Source organism: Corynebacterium marquesiae (genome assembly GCF_030229635.1).
In the GTDB taxonomy this organism is placed as follows: domain Bacteria; phylum Actinomycetota; class Actinomycetes; order Mycobacteriales; family Mycobacteriaceae; genus Corynebacterium; species Corynebacterium marquesiae.
Genome location: NZ_JASPII010000001.1, coordinates 238,980 through 254,272 on the forward strand (window position 1 = coordinate 238,980; position 15,293 = coordinate 254,272).

A 15,293-nucleotide genomic window follows, 5' to 3' on the forward strand; every position below is an offset into this window, starting at 1 on the left:
TCTCCGATTCCTTCGCGCTCACCAGCGCAACACTATTGTCTTGGCGGGAGCTTTCCCATGAGCGCCAAGGGAGCGGTTAAGAATTAGCGCCTTACTCGATATGTCCAATCGTATCGCGGATGCTTGTCGCTCAAACCCGGCAGCAATGCAAAGGCATTCGCGTCGGTATTCACAAGCTCAGAATTGCTCCACATCGAGTCACAATTGAGTTTGCGGGGTCAACTCCCGTGGAGGTGTTGGCCTGCCGGTTTACCCACCGTCAGCAGCTCCGAGTTGCCAACGATCAAATATTAAGAACCAGTGAGATTCGATCCGCCGGAAGAATCGGAGTCGCCCTCTTCATGGGCGATGTCGCCGCCGGAGGAATTCATCCAGGAACGCACGACCTTCTCCGCGCTGGTGTCGTCGTTTTCTACCTCTTCGGCCATGTCAGAGAGGTCTTTTTGGGTTATGAACTTGGTCAGCGAGGCCACAGCCTGGCGCTCTTCGCGGTCGAAGAGATCGTCTTGAAAGAGCACCACGAAATTCTCTGGCAATTCGGGATCGGAACCCTCGCAGCCACTGGCACCGGAAGGCTCAACCGTGGAGGTATCCGTGGGCAAGCTCGACATGAGCGCAATGTGGGTACGGGCCAAGTAATCCTCGCCGCCGGGCTCAGAGGCTTTCTGTGCCTTCTTGTAGTCCTTCGAAATAGCCCGCGCCTCACCGGGGTTGAGGATATTGAGGAACGCGCCGGTGCAACCCACATAGAAATTGCCACCCGGGTTCATGGAACGCCCACCCTTGGTGTCGTGGAAGATGTCTCCCTTCACAATGGACGCCTCGCGGCCCTGCCCCATCAGCTCCTGACGGTAGATCTCTGCGAGGACCAGCTGGTCGGTCTTATTGGCATCGACCACAATGCCGATGGGCTCGCTCTGGGGGTTCTTAGCAAAGGGGTTGGTATCGAGCTGGGAGGAACAGCCGGAAAGCAGCGTTGCGGACAGCACCACACCGGCAATGACACGAGTCGGGCGGGCAAAGCTGCGCATGGCGATACTCTTCTCCTTTTGGTTGGCGGCGCGTGAGCGTCTAGCTGATTCTACACCGAGGGTGTGTTTACCTCCTGTTGCGGCGTGACTAAGATGGCAAGGGTTATGTCTAGCGTTATTACTGAATCCGCCGTACGCGAGGCACTCTCCCGCGTCGAAGACCCAGAAATTGGCCGCCCCATCACTGAACTCAACATGGTGAAGTCCGTTACCGTCACCGGTAATGACGTGGCCGTGGAAATTTACCTCACCATCGCCGGCTGCCCCATGAAGTCCACCATTGAGTCCAATACCCGCGCTGCGGTAGAGGATATTGAGGGCGTTGGAAACGTCACGGTGACGATGGAAGCCATGAGCGATGAACAGCGTCGCGAGCTCAAGAAGAAGCTCCGCGGCGGCCAAGCCGAGCCCGAAATCCCGTTTGCAAAGCCGGATTCCACCACTCGCGTTTTCGCGGTAGCCTCCGGAAAGGGCGGAGTAGGCAAATCCTCCATGACCGTAAACCTGGCCGCGGCGCTGGTCCAGAAGGGCCTCAAGGTTGGCATTGTGGACGCCGATATTTACGGCCACTCCGTTCCTAACCTCTTGGGCTGCACTGACGGACCGACCGTGCTCGATGATGAAATGCTGCTGCCGCCGATTTCCCATGGCATTAAGCACATTTCCATCGGACAGTTTGTGGAGGGCAATGCCCCGGTGGTCTGGCGCGGGCCCATGCTCCACCGCGCGCTACAGCAATTCCTGGCCGACGTTTTTTGGGGCGACCTCGACGTCCTGCTTTTGGATCTGCCACCGGGCACTGGCGACGTCGCCCTGTCCGTAGCCCAGCTCATTCCCAATGCAGAGCTACTCATTGTCACTACCCCGCAGGCCGCGGCCGCCGAGGTGGCAGAGCGCGCTGGTTCCATCTCCCAGCAGACCCGCCAGCGCGTGGCCGGCGTAATTGAAAACATGGGTGCCATGGTGATGCCGGATGGCTCCACCATGGATGTCTTTGGCACCGGCGGCGGACAGATTGTGGCCGATCGCCTAGGCGTCATCTTGGGCCATGAGGTGCCGCTGCTGGCTTCCGTGCCACTGGATCCCACCTTGCGCAGCGGTGGCGATGCCGGCACGCCGATTGTCCTCGATTCCCCCGAGTCCCCCGCCGCCCAGCAGATCCAGGCGGTGGCCGATAAGCTGGCCATCCGCTCCGATTCACTGGTGGGTAAAAACCTCAACTTGGGCGTGAACTAATGCCTTAGGTCACATCGCCCCATATGCCGCCGCCGGTGGATTCTTCCCCACCTCGTGGCGGCTTTTTCTCGGGTGCGGGCTGCTCCGTCGGCTTGGGGGTTTCGGTGCGTTGCTGCGGCCGGGACTCTGGCTGCGGCTGCTCAGCGTAGATCTGGGAGTAGTCGAAGCTCGGGCGCTGCTGCTGCGGTTGAGACTGCGGCTGCTCCTCCGGCTCCTGTGGAGCGGTAGCGGTCTTGACGTTTTCTGCCATTTTCTTGGGGTTGAAATCGTCCCAGGCGGAATCGTCGCCATCGAAAAGCGCCTTGGTAATTGCCCCTTTCGGGCCGAGGCGCGTCCACTGGGCAGCTTGGGTGAGCGGGCCGCGGATATCATCGAATTCCGAGGTAATCGAGCCCATCTCGCCGTTGAGCTCCGCCTTGGCGTTATTGATGGCCTTGCGGGCCGCGTAAATGGCCGCGCGCACATCCTTAATCACCTCGGGCATGCGCTCCGGGCCAATGACGATGATGCCCAAAACCACGATGACGAAAATCTCGGGCCAACCAATGGAAGAAAACACGGTTAAATACTAGTCCCTCACTCTTAGCCGCGCTGATTGTGCCTGATTGCGCGAACCACCATTTCCACCTTGTCCAAGAAATCCTGCTGCGGCCGGTGCGCAGGCGTTGCCGCATCCGGCCCGGGCGTCACCCCTTCGGTGGCAATGCCCGCGAGCTTTGCCAGCAAGGATTGCGGCGCCTTGACTTTAGCGGAATCCGCGCAGTGGCGAACCCACTCTGAGGCATGGCGCTGCTGGTGAACATCCGCCCGGCACTCGGCGCAGTGCACCAAGTGAATGCGCACGCGATGCATGAATTTTGGCTCCATCTCCCCGTCTACGAAGGCAACGACAGCCTCCGGGCCAAGGTGCCCGATGGTATCGCTGCGCCGCGCCTTAGCCTTCGCCTTATCGCGGGCCTTGGCCTGGGCGGCATCGAATCCGCCGCGCACGCTCAGCGTGGACAAGGTTCGACGTCCCCGCAGCGAGTCCATCAACGCCCTCCTCCAGTAGTTGCTTGGCCTTCAGTGACACGGAAAGTCCCCGCCGGTAGCGGGGACTATGCAGTTTCTTTAAAGTTTAGCGCGCGGTGGTTTAACGCGTGCGCAACAGCATGCGGGTTTCCGCATTGGTTTGCGCTTCTTTTTCAAGTGCCGCACGCAGCTGCGAGCGGCCACGGTGGATGCGGGAGCGCACCGTACCCATCTTGACGCCCAAGGTCTCCGCAATCTCGTCATAGCTCATACCTACGACATCACATAGCACCACGGCCACGCGGAAATCGGGAGCCAGGCCATCGAGCGCGGATTGCAGCGCCGGGTCCAGGTTGGCCACGGTATAGGCCTGCTCCGGGGTCATATCCGTGCCGGGCACGCGTTCATAATCCTCCGGCAAGGCCTCCATGCGGATCTTGGAGCGATGGCGAACCATGTCCAAGAAGAGGTTGGTGGTAATGCGGTGCAGCCAACCCTCAAACGTACCGGCCTGGTATTTATCCAGGGAGCGGAAGACGCGCATGAAGGTTTCCTGGGTGAGGTCCTCTGCATCGTACTGGTTGCCGGAGAGGCGATACGCCAAGCGGTAGACGCCATCGGCATGTTCGGCCACTAGGTCACCCCAGGCGGGCATGTCGGCTTCGCCGGCATCGAACGCTGCGGTACCGGTCAACTCCGCCTCAGGGGTGGCGGGCTGAAGGGATTCGGCATCGCGCTTCGTTGTTGTCATGCATGTCATCTTTCTACACTTCAAAGTGAAACTCCAGCCACAGTGCTGATAATTTCCTGTGAGTCCGTCACATTATCCCCACCCACCACAACCTCGCTGGCTAGGCGCGTTTTTGCCACATTTGCGGACACTTTTCCCTAAGGTTTATTACGTGACTACTACCGCATATGAAGCACTGCGTTCCTATATCGAGACCACCAGCGAGCCCTCCGCGGCCCTGCGTGGGGCGCGCGACCACGCCGATGAGTACGGTCTGCCCGTTCCAGATGAATCAACGGGCCAGCTGCTCACCACGCTGACAGCCGCCTCGGCCGGCTCTACCGAACGCCCCCAGTCCGTGGCGATCACCCCAGCCGCCAATGTGGTAGGCCTCTACCTGCTTGCCGGCATGCCCGATAATGGCATCTTGACCTGCATCGACCCCGAGGCTGAGCACCAGCGCAGCGCCAAGACCGCCTTCCGCGAGGCGGGCTATGCACCTTCGCGCGGCCGCTTCCTGCCGTCTCGCCCACTCGAGGTCATGGGCCGCCTGGCTAACGATGCCTACCAGGTCATCTACGCCGACGTCGCCGCGCTCGAGCTCCCCGCCATCATCAAGGCAGCGTGGCCACTGCTGCACCAAGGCGGCACCCTGGTCTTGGCTAATTCTTTGCTCGATGGCACGCTTGCCGACGTCTCCCGGACCGACCGCGACACCGCCGCCGCCCGCGAAGCAGACGAGTACCTGCGCGAGCTCGAGGGCGCAAACGTCACTCGCTTGCCGCTGGGTTCCGGGGTCACGCTCGTGACGAAGCTCTAGACCTTCTGGTTTTTGCCGACGACAACCACGCCGCCGTCAGAAACCTTGAAGCGCTCCTCATCGCGCTCGCGGTCCACACCGATAATTGCGCCATCGCTGACGACGACGTTCTTATCGAGGATCGCGCGGCGTACCACCGCACCACGGCCGATGCGCACGCCCGGCAGGATGACCGATCCTTCAACCGTGGCGCCATCGGCCACGTGGACATCGGACGCCAGCACGGAATTGCGCACCGTGCCGCCGGAAACAATACAGCCCGGTGCCACCATCGAGGATTGCGCGATGCCATTTTGCACGAACTTCGCCGGCGGGAAATTGGAGTCATCCGTGGAGTGAATCGGCCAATTCTGGTTATAGAGGTTAAAGATCGGGTGCACCGAAATCATGTCCATGTGCGCTTCATAGAAGGAATCGATGGTGCCCACGTCGCGCCAGTAGCCGTGATCGCGTTCGGTAGATCCCGGCACCTCATTTGCCATGAAGTCATAGACATGCGCTTGCCCACGCTTCACAAAGTACGGGATAATATCGCCGCCCATATCGTGGGCGGAGTCCTCGTTCTTTTCGTCCTCCAAGAGGGCGTCAATAAGCGCCTGCGCCGTAAAGACATAGTTTCCCATCGAGGCATAGCTCATATTCGGGTCATCCGGAGTGGCCGGTGGGTCCGCAGGCTTTTCCACGAACTCCGTGATGGTTCCCATGCCATCGGCCTGGATGCAACCAAAGGCCGTTGCCTCCGCGCGCGGCACACGAATGCCGGCCACCGAACAATCCAGTCCCGCGGCGATGTGTTCTTCTACCATCTGCGCCGGATCCATGCGGTAAACGTGGTCCGCGCCGAAGACAATGACGTAGTCCGGTTTTTCGTCATAGATGAGGTTGAGCGATTGCACAATGGCATCCGCCGAGCCGTTGTACCAACGCTTACCGCGGCGCTGCTGGGCAGGCACCGAAGCAATGTATTGCGGCGTCGGCCCCGCCAAATTCCACGCCTGGGAAATGTGGCGGTCCAAGGAGTGGGATTTGTACTGGGTCAACACCGCAATCTTGAGGTAGCCGGCGTTGACCAGGTTGGACAGGACAAAGTCAATGAGGCGGTAGGATCCGCCAAAAGGCACGGCGGGTTTGGCGCGGTCTTCGGTCAGGGGAAAAAGGCGCTTTCCCTCGCCGCCGGCAAGGACAATGGCTAGGACATTTGGCAGGCTTCTCACGTTTTCAAACCTATCTCCAAATCCCACATTTCGCAGCAGAAATATGCACATTTCTACCCCCATCCCTTATTTCTGCACACGGTACCAGAGATACGTATTCTGGGTGGGTATGAGAGCCGGAATCTTTTCCAAAGAATACCCGCCGGAAATCTACGGCGGGGCCGGAGTTCACGTAGCTGAACTCACCCGTTTTATGCGCGATATCATCGATGTCTCCGTGCACTGCATGGGCTCCCCGCGCGAAGAAAAGGACGTTTTTGTGCACGGCGTGGACCCCGCACTCGAGGGTGCCAATGGGGCGCTCAAGACCTTGTCTACCGGGCTTCGCATGGCCGATGCCGCCTCCGATATCGACATCGCCCATTCGCACACGTGGTACACGGGCCTTGCCGGCCACCTCTCCGCCCAGCTATACGATATTCCGCACGTAGTCACCGCCCACTCCCTGGAGCCACACCGCCCATGGAAGCGCGAGCAGCTCGGCGGCGGCTATGACGTCTCCTCGTGGTCCGAGAAGAACGCCATGGAATATGCCGACGCCGTCATCGCTGTCTCTGCTGGCATGAAGGACTCCATCCTGGATGCCTACCCGCGCATCGACGCCTCCAAGGTCCACGTTGTCCTCAACGGCATCGACACCGACCTGTGGCAGCCGCGAGAGGGAGATGTGTTGGACAAGCTGGGCGTCGATAAGCAACGCCCCATCGCCGCCTTCGTTGGCCGCATTACCCGGCAAAAAGGCGTGAAGCACCTGCTGCAGGCAGTGCGGAAGTTCGACCCGGATATCCAGCTGGTGCTGTGCGCCGGCGCGCCCGATACGCCCGAAATCGCGGCGGAGACCGAGGCGCTGGTAGAAGAGCTACGCCCCCAGCGCGATGGTATTTTCTGGGTCAAGGACATGCTCCCGCGCAACGAGGTCCAGCAGATTTACTCCGGCGCGGATGTGTTTGTCTGCCCGTCTATCTACGAGCCGCTCGGCATCGTCAACCTAGAAGCTATGGCCTGCGGCACGGCCGTTGTCGCCTCCAACGTAGGCGGCATTCCGGAGGTTGTGGTCGATGGCGAGACCGGCGTACTGGTGCCTTACGACGCCGCCGATACCGCTGCCTTCGAAGCCGACCTCGCTGCCGCCGTCAATGACGTCGCCGCCGATAAAGAGCGCGCCGCGGAATTTGGCCGCGCCGGCCGCGAGCGCGCCATTCGCGATTTCTCTTGGGCTACGATTGCCGCCCAGACCGTCGATATCTACCGCAGCTTGATTTAAGGAAGGATAGCCGTGACAACTCACCGCCCCGAACTGCATTTTGTCCCTGAAGACGGCGTCCTCGACGCCCCCGCTGGTATCCTGCGCGACGGCGATACCTGGCACCTGTTCTACCAGTACCGCCCCACCGCAGACTCCCCTGCGCGCTGGGGACACACCTACTCCGAAGAGTCTCCCTTTGACTGGTTGGACTGCGACGATGTCCTCGCCCCCGTCGGCGGCGAGCTCTCCCTGCGCGCAGGATCCGTAGCCCAAGGCCCGGAAGATATCCATCTCTACTTCACCTCCGTGACCGCCGCCGGAATCGCCGTTCACCTCGCCCGCTACGCTGACGTGGACGAGATCTGCGAGGTCTCCGATGACCCCCAGGCCCTCGACCCCAATGTCGTCCGTTTTGGCGAGGTCGTAGGCAATACCCGCAACTTCGATCACTTCCGCTCCCCCTGCGTGGTGCCCGATTGGGCCTCCGAGGACCGCGATAACGGCCACGACGGCTGGCTCATGCTCGCGCTCACCGGCCACTCCGACGCCCCGGTTCCCGTCATCCTCGAATCCACCGACGGCGTGTCTTGGCGTCTGCGCGGCAGCCTCAAGTTCGACGGTGACCCTGGCTTCCTAAAGGGCGAGGTCCCCGCTACCTCGCCCATTCCGCCGGTCGTCTCCCCGCGGCTAGTCCGACTGCGCGATGAGGTTGACGGCAATATCTACGACGTCCTCTTTGTCACCTTGGAGCGCGGCGGCCGCGACGTCTCCGGCTACCTCGTCGGCCGGCTGGAGGGCACCACCTTTACCGTGGTCTCCGGCTTCCGCCGCGTAGACTTCGGCCACGATTTCTCCCGCCCACGCAGTACCAACACCACCACCGGCACGCTCACCCCGGAGCAGCGCTACGAGCGCGCCGTCATCGTCGGTCTCCTCAACGGCAACGGCCGCGGCGATGATGCCACCGCACACGCCTCCTGGGAGGCCGAAGGCTGGGCCAATGCCCTCTCCCTGCCTCGCCGGGTCACCCTCGAAGGAGGCGTCCTCTATCAAGCACCCGCCCGCGGCCTGCCCGATGCCGTCAAGCTCTCCGATTACGCCCGTTCCTGGACCGGCGTCATGGAGGTCCCTTCCGGTTCCTGCGTAACGGTCACGCTTCTCGACGGCGCCGGTGACCCCGCCGCCACCATCTGCCACTCCGGCGATGACATCAGCCTCGATCGCTCCATGAACAAGGCCTTCGACCACTGTTTCGCCGATTCCGAGCCCGCCACGGCCACGCTTGCCGAAGGCGATTCCGATACCCTCACCATCATCCAAGACGGCTCCACAGTCGAGGTTTTCGTCGACGGTGGCCTCATCGCCATGGCATCCCGCGTCTACTTCGAGGGTGGCTGCTCCGGCCTGCGAGTCGAGACCTCCGGCGATGCCGTCATCGAGCAGGACTGGCAGCGCTCCGGCTCCAAGCTTTAATCCTCCAGGCTCGCCACACCGCCCCCTCCTCACCCCCGCCCTTCGCGCTCACCGGCGCAGCCGCCCACCGCGGTTCCGCTCCCCTCAGTGAGCGGCAAGGGCGGGATTGCGCGTTTTCGGCCTCACTCCGCTGGGCCGCGTCTCCCCTCGCTCCCTCACACGCGTCCTTCGCGCTCACGGGAAGATGCTGGGACGCCGGAAAGCGTGTGCCGGTGAGCGGCAAGGGGGGAAACCTCCCCTCGCGGTCACTGGGGAGACGAAAAGAACCGCCCCACGCGCTTCCGGTGAGCGCGAAGGGCGGTGGAGGTGGCTGTGGCCGACCGGGAGCTAGACGGCGCGGAGGCGATCCAAGCGGGCGCGGGCGGTGACCGTGAGCGTCGGGGGCAGCGCGGCCATGCGCTCGGCGAGTTCGCCGGCGCTGATGTGGCGCGCGGACGGGCTCATGCCCACCTGAGCTGCGACGGAGGCCTTATCAAGCTCGATGGGGAACGAGATATCGACCGGGTCGGCCGCCTGCTCGAGGAAGCCCTCGGCCTGCTCATACATGCGCTCGACCTTGCCTTCTTCCACGCCGAGGATGCCGAGCGGCTCGCGCAGCTCATCCAGGTGTCCAGCGCCGGGCGTCAAGACGATGACCTGGCCGCCCGGGGCGAGCACGCGTTGGAATTCGGCGGGATTGCGCGGGGCGAAGACGACGGAGATTGCGTCGACGGACTCATCCCGGATGGGCAGGCGCTCCCATACATCGGCCACGACGGCGCCGACGCGCGGGTGGCACTTGGCCAAGTGTTTCGCGGCGTGCGGGGAAATGTCGAGGCCGACGCCGCGGGCCTCCGCGATGGAGTCCAGAGTATGGGCCAGGTAGTAGCCGGTGCCGGCGCCCACCTCGAGGAGGGAGGCGGGCTTGGACTCGGCCAAGGAGGCGGAATCCAGTGCGTCCTGGACGGCCCCGGTTACCGCCTCAACGAAGGGCGCGAAGTGGCCCATGGCCAGATAGGTCTCACGGGCGTTGACCATATCCATGTCATCGCCCTTGTGCTTGAGCCCAGCGCCGGCGGCAAGGGTGACATAGCCCTGCTTGGCCACATCAAAAGAGTGGCCGGATTCCGAGACGAGTCGAGAGAAATCATCGGCACCAGAAAGCGCGGTGCCATCGTTGGGATCGGCCAGAATGTCGACGATATGAGAAAGCATGTACCTAGACTAGCTAGAAACCTCGGTCAACAGGGAACCGAGCTCGGCGGCTTCGTCCTTGCTCAGCTCAATGACGATGCGTCCGCCGCCATCCGAGGGGATGCGCATTACAATTTTGCGGGACTCCTCTACTGCTTCCATTTCTCCGCCCGTGGTGCGCGGCTTCATTGCTGCCATAGTGAGTCTCCTTTAGTTAACTTCTTTTCCTTCCAGCTTAGACCTTTTCTGCGCGGAAGATAGTTGTTCCTCCAATTGCGCGAGAAGATCGTCCACCTGATCCTGGCGGTATCCACGGGGAACAACCTCAAATTTTACCTGGTCAAGGCGGCCTTCACGGAGGGCGGCGCGGTTATTTTCCCGCACCTTCTGCGGCTCGTCGAGCGGATGCATGACCTCGCCGCGGCCAAAAATGGAGCCCCAAACCCAGGTACCGATGACGGTCAGGGCGATCAGGACGAGAAGGAGCATAATCCAAGACAGCATGGCTTAAACCTTACCTTTTAGCGGCGGGCGTTGAGCAACGGGCGCGAGGACCCCGGCGCGGGCGAGCAGCGTGCGCGCGACTACCTCGGCCATCGGCGCCAGCTCGTGCAGCGGCCGGTTACGGTGCACCCGCGTGCCCAGGTCCACCTGCGCGACTATGCCCCGCTTGCCGACGTCCACCATTAGCCCCGCTTCCACCCCATACCCCTCCACGAAGGGCAGTTCTAGGGCGGTGGCGCGGCGCAGGGCGTATTCGCCTCCGAGGGGCTGATCGATGTGGGCCAGCTCGGGAAAGAACTGCTTGATGAGCGGCTTGGCAGTCAGTTCAGTCACGCGGCCGCCGCCGGTGGGCTGGCCGTTGAGGCTGCGACGGTAGCGGGCTTTGACCATCTCCACCGCGGGGTCAGCGAAGGGCGCAGCCAAGGCCGAGACCATGCCGGGTGCGGCGGATTCGAGGTCGGCGTCGACAAAGACGACGATGTCTCCCTTCGCCGCGGCAACCCCGCGCCAGAGGGATTCGCCCTTACCGGGTCGCGGTTCCTCAGGGAGGATATCGCGCCAATTGCGCACATCCGCTCCGGCGACGGCAGCGCGGGAGGCGGTGGCGTCGGTGGAGTCGGCGTCGATGACGAGCACCTCGAGCGGTTCATCGGCCAGGCAGGCGCGCACGACGTCTGCGACGGTGCCCTCCTCGTTGAGCGCTGGAATGATAACGGAGACGCTCATGCAAGGCCTCGCGTGGTTGCTAGCGGGGCGACCTCGCCTTGGATGGCGGCGGTCATGCGGATGACATCGGCGGTCTCGGCCACCTCGTGCACGCGGAAGGCGGCCACGCCGCGGGCGGCGGACCACGCGGTGGCGGCCAGAGTGCCGGCCACGCGCTCGCCTACCCCGCGGTCGAGCGTCTCGCCTACGAAGTCCTTATTGGATAGCGCCATGAGCACCGGCCAACCGGTGGCCACGACCTCGTCGATACGCTGCAGAAGCTCGAGCCCGTGGAAGGTGTTCTTGCCAAAGTCATGCGTCGGATCGATGAAGGTCAGTTCCTCCGGGCAGCCGAGGGTGGCGGCGCGCTCAGCCAGTTGGGTGGTTTCCGCGATGACATCGGCCACCACGTCGTCGAAGTGAACGCGATGCGGCCTGGTGCGCGGGGTGATGCCGCCGGTGTGCGAACACACGTAGCCCACACGGTGGTGGCCGGCGACCTCGATGAGCTCGGGATCCCAGCCGGCCCACGTGTCATTGACTAGGCCGGCGCCGGCTGCGATGGCGGCCTCTGCCACCTCGCTGCGCCAGGTATCGACGGAGATGAGCACATCCGGGTGGCGCTCGTGCACCTTCTCGATGATCGGCACCACGCGGTCGATTTCCTCCGCCGCGCCCACGGCTTTGCCGGGGCCAGCCTTCACGCCACCAATATCGACGATTGACGCACCGGCCGCAATCACCTCATCGCAGCGGCGCAGCGCTGGGTCAAGGTCAAAGGTTGCGCCGTTGTCATAGAAGGAATCCGGGGTGCGATTGACAATCGCCATCACACGCGCGAGGCTCAACGCGGCTCCCTGATGCGCTTATCGCTCATGACTTGGTGGCGCTGGATGATGTGGGAGAGGGCCTCATCGGGGTCGTCGGTAAGCAGGAAAAGCTCCCGGTCGCCCTCGTTGATATAGCCGCTGGCCGCGAGCGTGTTGTCCATCCATTCCAGCAGGCCGGACCAGTACTCAGTGCCCATGAGCACGATGGGGTAATTGGTCACCTTGCCGGTCTGCACCATGCACATGACCTCGAAGAACTCATCCATCGTGCCCATGCCACCAGGTAGGCAAATGAAGGCCTGCGAATACTTCAAGAACATCGTCTTGCGCGCAAAGAAGTAGCGGAAATTCAGGCCCAGATCCACATACTCGTTAAGCCCCTGCTCGTGGGGCAGCTCGATGCCCAGGCCCACGGAGAGCCCGCCGGCCTCATGGGCGCCGCGGTTGGCCGCCTCCATAATGCCGGGGCCGCCGCCGGTGATGACGGCATAGGAGTGCTCGGCCAGCTTGCGGCCAACATCCACGCCCAACTGGTAGCTCGCATCTTCCGGTGTAGTGCGCGCGGAGCCGAAGACAGTAACGGCCTTCGGCAGCTTGGAAAGCGCATCGAAGCCAGCGACGAACTCGCCTTGGATGCGCAGGACGCGCCACGGATCAGCATGCTGCCACTCATGGTCCGCGCCGGACTCCAAGAGCCGCTGGTCAAAGGTGGAGGCCTGCTCGCCTTCGGTACGCAGCAACATCGGGCCGCGCAGGGTACGCATCTGCTCAGGGGTCATGGTCTATCCCTTCAGGTAGTTCAGGAGGGCGGTGGATACTTCGGTGATCTGCGCGGTGGGGACCTGTTCGTCCTTCTTATGCGCAAACCCAGGGTCACCAGCGCCAAAGTTTACTGCCGGGGTGCCCATTTCGGAGAAGCGGGCGACGTCGGTCCAGCCATACTTGGCGCGGACGTTGCCCCCAACGGCGTCGATAAGCGCCTTGGCCGCTGGCTGGCCCAAACCGGGCTGGGCGGCCGGTGCGATGTCATCGATCTCGATGGTGACGTCTTCTTCCTCGCCGATAATGGACTTCATGTAGTCCAGCGCCTCGTCGCTCGTGCGGTCCGGCGCGAAGCGGAAGTTTACAAACATCCATGCCTCATCCGGCAGCGTATTGGTGGCCACGCCGGACTCGAGGTGGACGATGTTGAGGCCCTCGCGGTAGGTGCAGCCATCGATGGTGACATCGCGGGACTCATAGGTAGCGATGCGGCTCATAATGGGCGCAAGCTTGTGCGCTGCGTTGGAGCCGAGCCAGGCGCGGGCCGAGTGCGCGCGGGTGCCATGGGCGGTAACGCGCAGGCGGATGGAGCCCTGGCAACCGGCCTCCACCATGGCACCGGAGGGCTCGCCCAGCAGCGCGAAGTCGCCCTCGAGCCACTCCGGGTGGTCTTTTTGCAGGTGGCCCAAACCATTAAATTCAGTGGCTACTTCTTCGCCCTCGTAGGCGATGACGGTGAGGTCATGCTTGAGCTCGTCCGCTTCGTGCAGCTGGGCAAAGGCATTGAGGTAGACGGCCATGCCGGACTTCATGTCCACAGTGCCGCAGCCCCACATAATCTCTACCCCGTCTTCAGAGGTTTCCATGTGATGCGGTACATTTTCTGCCAACGGAACGGTATCGATGTGGCCGGCGAGCACCACGCGGGAATCTAGTCCGCGGTTCGTGCGGGCGCACACGGTATTTCCGTAGCGGGCAACCTCGACGTCCAATCCGCGCAGCGCTTCTTCGATGGCGTCTGCGATGGCCTCCTCATGGTGGGAGGGGCTCGGAATATCCACGAGCGCCTTGGTTAGTTCGATGGGGTCTGCATATAGATCTAAAGTCACAAAGCGCCATGCTAGCGCTCCGCGCAGCTCACCGCATTGTGTAAAGTTCACTTCACTGCAAATAATTCGTCCTCCCTAAGGTGATAACAATGGCCGAAGCCACTCAATTGAAATCCCGTCATCTCACGATGATGGGCCTTGGCTCCGCCGTGGGCGCAGGCCTCTTCCTCGGCGTGGGCCTCGGCATCCAGATTTCCGGCACCTCCGTCCTCATCTCCTATGCCGTAGCCGGCGCGCTCATCGCACTGGTGATGTGGATGCTTGGTGAAATGGCAGCCGCCCGCCCCTCTTTGGGGTCATTTTCCACCTACGCCGGCCAGGCCTTCGGTCACTGGGCGCGCTTTACCATGGGGTGGATTTACTGGTTCATGCTGATCATGGTCATGGGCGCCGAAATCACCGGCGCGGCCGCCATCATTTCCAACTGGTTCGATATTGCCCCGTGGATTCCAGCGCTTATTGCCGTGGCCTTCTTCGCGGTGGTCAACTTCGCGGCCGTGGGCGGTTTTGGTGAGTTCGAGTTCTGGTTCGCCATCATCAAGGTCGGAGTCATCGTCGCCTTCCTAGTCATCGGCGCACTCATGGCGCTGGGCATCCTGCCGGGCATGGATGTCTCCTTGGCCGGTACCAATTTCACCGATAATTTCCTGCCTAATGGCATGCCGGGCTTCGCCGCCGGATTGCTGGCCGTCGCCTTTGCCTTCGGCGGCATCGAGCTGGTGACCATCGCGGCCGCCGAGTCCGAGGATCCGGCGCATAACGTCGCCACCGCGGTGCGCGCCATCATCGTGCGCATCATGATTTTTTACATCGGCTCCATCGTGGTGATCACCATGGCGCTGCCGTTTAGCTCCATCCAGGACGCCGATGTCGCGGCCGATTCCCCCTTCACCCTGGTGCTAGCGGCCGCCAAGATTCCCTTCGCGGCCGGCTTCATGGAAGCGATTATCGCCCTAGCACTGCTGTCTGCCTTCAACGCGCAGATTTACGCCACCTCTCGCTTGGTCTTTGATATGGCCAAGGACCACTGCGCCCCGGGATTCTTCCTCAAGCAAAACCGCGCCGGATCCCCCATCAACGCAGTCATGTTGTCCATGGTCTTCGCCTTCGCTTCGGTGGGCCTGCAGTTCTGGAACCCGCCGGGGCTTCTGGCATTCCTCTTCAACGCGGTCGGAGGGTGCTTGCTAGTCATCTGGGCCTTCATCGTCGCGTCCTTTATCAAGTTGCACCCCGTGCTGCGCAAGAACGGCGAGCTGACCGAGATCCACGTACCCGGCTTCCCCTGGCTTCCGTGGGTTACGGCCGCCGCCCTGGCCGGACTGACCCTGCTGATGCTCTTTGATCCGGCCGCGCGCAACCAGGTCATCTCGGTGCTCATCCTGGCTGCGGTGCTCGTTATCTTGTCCTTTGTGCTTCCCACCGGCCAGCGCGCGGGGGCGCGGAAGTAGT

The 15,293-nt window shown here is 62.5% G+C and carries 17 protein-coding genes; 5 read left to right on the plus strand and 12 right to left on the minus strand.

Annotated elements, in window-relative coordinates; genetic code table 11:
- Positions 1-290 precede the first annotated feature (290 nt).
- The gene (locus QP971_RS01080) at positions 291-1,031 is read right to left on the minus strand and encodes a hypothetical protein (RefSeq protein ID WP_198492847.1); all 741 of its coding nucleotides are present in this window, start codon (positions 1,029-1,031) and stop codon (positions 291-293) included.
- Between the two features lie 105 nt (positions 1,032-1,136).
- On the opposite strand from QP971_RS01080, the gene QP971_RS01085 reads away from it, so the two are divergent.
- Positions 1,137-2,267 carry an Mrp/NBP35 family ATP-binding protein gene (locus tag QP971_RS01085; RefSeq protein ID WP_198492846.1) on the plus strand — a complete coding sequence of 377 codons (1,131 nt, stop codon included), beginning with the start codon at positions 1,137-1,139 and terminating at the stop codon, positions 2,265-2,267.
- 4 nt (positions 2,268-2,271) lie between these two features.
- On the opposite strand, the gene QP971_RS01090 is transcribed toward QP971_RS01085, so the two are convergent.
- The 3 genes from QP971_RS01090 to sigE all read right to left on the minus strand — a co-directional run bounded on the left by QP971_RS01090 (position 2,272) and on the right by sigE (position 4,029).
- Positions 2,272-2,826: a twin-arginine translocase TatA/TatE family subunit gene (locus tag QP971_RS01090; RefSeq protein ID WP_269953333.1), complete on the minus strand. Its 555-nt coding sequence runs from the start codon at positions 2,824-2,826 to the stop codon at positions 2,272-2,274.
- Between the two features lie 23 nt (positions 2,827-2,849).
- Positions 2,850-3,299, minus strand: a complete 450-nt coding sequence (locus tag QP971_RS01095; protein WP_284810596.1) for an anti-sigma factor family protein — start codon at positions 3,297-3,299, stop codon at positions 2,850-2,852.
- A gap of 100 nt (positions 3,300-3,399) precedes the next feature.
- Positions 3,400-4,029 carry an RNA polymerase sigma factor SigE gene (gene sigE / locus QP971_RS01100; protein ID WP_284810597.1) on the minus strand — a complete coding sequence of 210 codons (630 nt, stop codon included), beginning with the start codon at positions 4,027-4,029 and terminating at the stop codon, positions 3,400-3,402.
- A 151-nt stretch (positions 4,030-4,180) separates the two neighbouring features.
- On the opposite strand from sigE, the gene QP971_RS01105 reads away from it, so the two are divergent.
- Entirely contained in the window at positions 4,181-4,828 is a 648-nt protein-coding gene (locus QP971_RS01105; RefSeq protein WP_284786606.1) for an O-methyltransferase, read from the plus strand.
- Here QP971_RS01105 and glgC read toward each other — a convergent pair.
- Entirely contained in the window at positions 4,825-6,042 is a 1,218-nt protein-coding gene (gene glgC, locus QP971_RS01110) for a glucose-1-phosphate adenylyltransferase (protein ID WP_284810598.1), read from the minus strand. The two genes, QP971_RS01105 and glgC, sit on opposite strands and share 4 nt — an antisense overlap.
- Positions 6,043-6,151: 109 nt before the next feature.
- Between glgC and glgA the strand changes: the two genes are divergently transcribed.
- Positions 6,152-7,306, plus strand: a complete 1,155-nt coding sequence (gene glgA, locus QP971_RS01115; RefSeq protein ID WP_284810599.1) for a glycogen synthase — start codon at positions 6,152-6,154, stop codon at positions 7,304-7,306.
- 12 nt (positions 7,307-7,318) lie between these two features.
- A complete protein-coding gene (locus QP971_RS01120; RefSeq protein ID WP_284786601.1) occupies positions 7,319-8,761 on the plus strand; it encodes a GH32 C-terminal domain-containing protein in 1,443 nt (480 codons plus the stop codon).
- 327 nt (positions 8,762-9,088) lie between these two features.
- Here the strand turns inward: QP971_RS01120 and QP971_RS01125 are convergent, their stop codons facing one another.
- The 7 genes from QP971_RS01125 to dapE are packed head-to-tail and all read right to left on the minus strand — an operon-like array spanning position 9,089 to position 13,844.
- Entirely contained in the window at positions 9,089-9,955 is an 867-nt protein-coding gene (locus QP971_RS01125; RefSeq protein WP_049377983.1) for a methyltransferase domain-containing protein, read from the minus strand.
- A 9-nt stretch (positions 9,956-9,964) separates the two neighbouring features.
- Entirely contained in the window at positions 9,965-10,132 is a 168-nt protein-coding gene (locus QP971_RS01130; protein ID WP_005323535.1) for a DUF3117 domain-containing protein, read from the minus strand.
- 12 nt (positions 10,133-10,144) lie between these two features.
- On the minus strand, positions 10,145-10,438 hold the full coding sequence (locus QP971_RS01135; protein WP_005327512.1) for a DivIVA domain-containing protein: 294 nt from the start codon (positions 10,436-10,438) through the stop codon (positions 10,145-10,147).
- A 3-nt stretch (positions 10,439-10,441) separates the two neighbouring features.
- Positions 10,442-11,164 (minus strand): glucosyl-3-phosphoglycerate synthase, encoded by a 723-nt coding sequence (locus QP971_RS01140; protein ID WP_284786599.1) that lies wholly within the window; start codon positions 11,162-11,164, stop codon positions 10,442-10,444.
- The gene (folP, locus tag QP971_RS01145; RefSeq protein WP_284810646.1) at positions 11,161-11,973 is read right to left on the minus strand and encodes a dihydropteroate synthase; all 813 of its coding nucleotides are present in this window, start codon (positions 11,971-11,973) and stop codon (positions 11,161-11,163) included. Before folP ends, QP971_RS01140 begins: the two co-directional genes overlap by 4 nt.
- A gap of 14 nt (positions 11,974-11,987) precedes the next feature.
- The gene (locus tag QP971_RS01150; RefSeq protein WP_239272849.1) at positions 11,988-12,752 is read right to left on the minus strand and encodes an LOG family protein; all 765 of its coding nucleotides are present in this window, start codon (positions 12,750-12,752) and stop codon (positions 11,988-11,990) included.
- Positions 12,753-12,755: 3 nt separating this feature from the next.
- A complete protein-coding gene (dapE, locus tag QP971_RS01155; protein WP_225747151.1) occupies positions 12,756-13,844 on the minus strand; it encodes a succinyl-diaminopimelate desuccinylase in 1,089 nt (362 codons plus the stop codon).
- A gap of 89 nt (positions 13,845-13,933) precedes the next feature.
- Between dapE and QP971_RS01160 the strand changes: the two genes are divergently transcribed.
- A complete protein-coding gene (locus tag QP971_RS01160; RefSeq protein ID WP_284810602.1) occupies positions 13,934-15,292 on the plus strand; it encodes an amino acid permease in 1,359 nt (452 codons plus the stop codon).
- The last annotated feature ends 1 nt before the right edge of the window (position 15,293 follow it).

Coding starts and splice junctions, on each gene's coding strand:
- QP971_RS01080 (WP_198492847.1), bottom strand. CDS start 1,031: ATGCGCAGCTTTGCCCGCCCGACTCGTGTCATTGCCGGTGTGGTGCTG.
- QP971_RS01140 (WP_284786599.1), bottom strand. CDS start 11,164: ATGAGCGTCTCCGTTATCATTCCAGCGCTCAACGAGGAGGGCACCGTC.
- QP971_RS01135 (WP_005327512.1), bottom strand. CDS start 10,438: ATGCTGTCTTGGATTATGCTCCTTCTCGTCCTGATCGCCCTGACCGTC.
- glgA (WP_284810599.1), top strand. CDS start 6,152: ATGAGAGCCGGAATCTTTTCCAAAGAATACCCGCCGGAAATCTACGGC.
- QP971_RS01130 (WP_005323535.1), bottom strand. CDS start 10,132: ATGGCAGCAATGAAGCCGCGCACCACGGGCGGAGAAATGGAAGCAGTA.
- QP971_RS01085 (WP_198492846.1), top strand. CDS start 1,137: ATGTCTAGCGTTATTACTGAATCCGCCGTACGCGAGGCACTCTCCCGC.
- folP (WP_284810646.1), bottom strand. CDS start 11,973: ATGGCGATTGTCAATCGCACCCCGGATTCCTTCTATGACAACGGCGCA.
- QP971_RS01150 (WP_239272849.1), bottom strand. CDS start 12,752: ATGACCCCTGAGCAGATGCGTACCCTGCGCGGCCCGATGTTGCTGCGT.
- QP971_RS01125 (WP_049377983.1), bottom strand. CDS start 9,955: ATGCTTTCTCATATCGTCGACATTCTGGCCGATCCCAACGATGGCACC.
- sigE (WP_284810597.1), bottom strand. CDS start 4,029: ATGACAACAACGAAGCGCGATGCCGAATCCCTTCAGCCCGCCACCCCT.
- QP971_RS01095 (WP_284810596.1), bottom strand. CDS start 3,299: ATGGACTCGCTGCGGGGACGTCGAACCTTGTCCACGCTGAGCGTGCGC.
- QP971_RS01160 (WP_284810602.1), top strand. CDS start 13,934: ATGGCCGAAGCCACTCAATTGAAATCCCGTCATCTCACGATGATGGGC.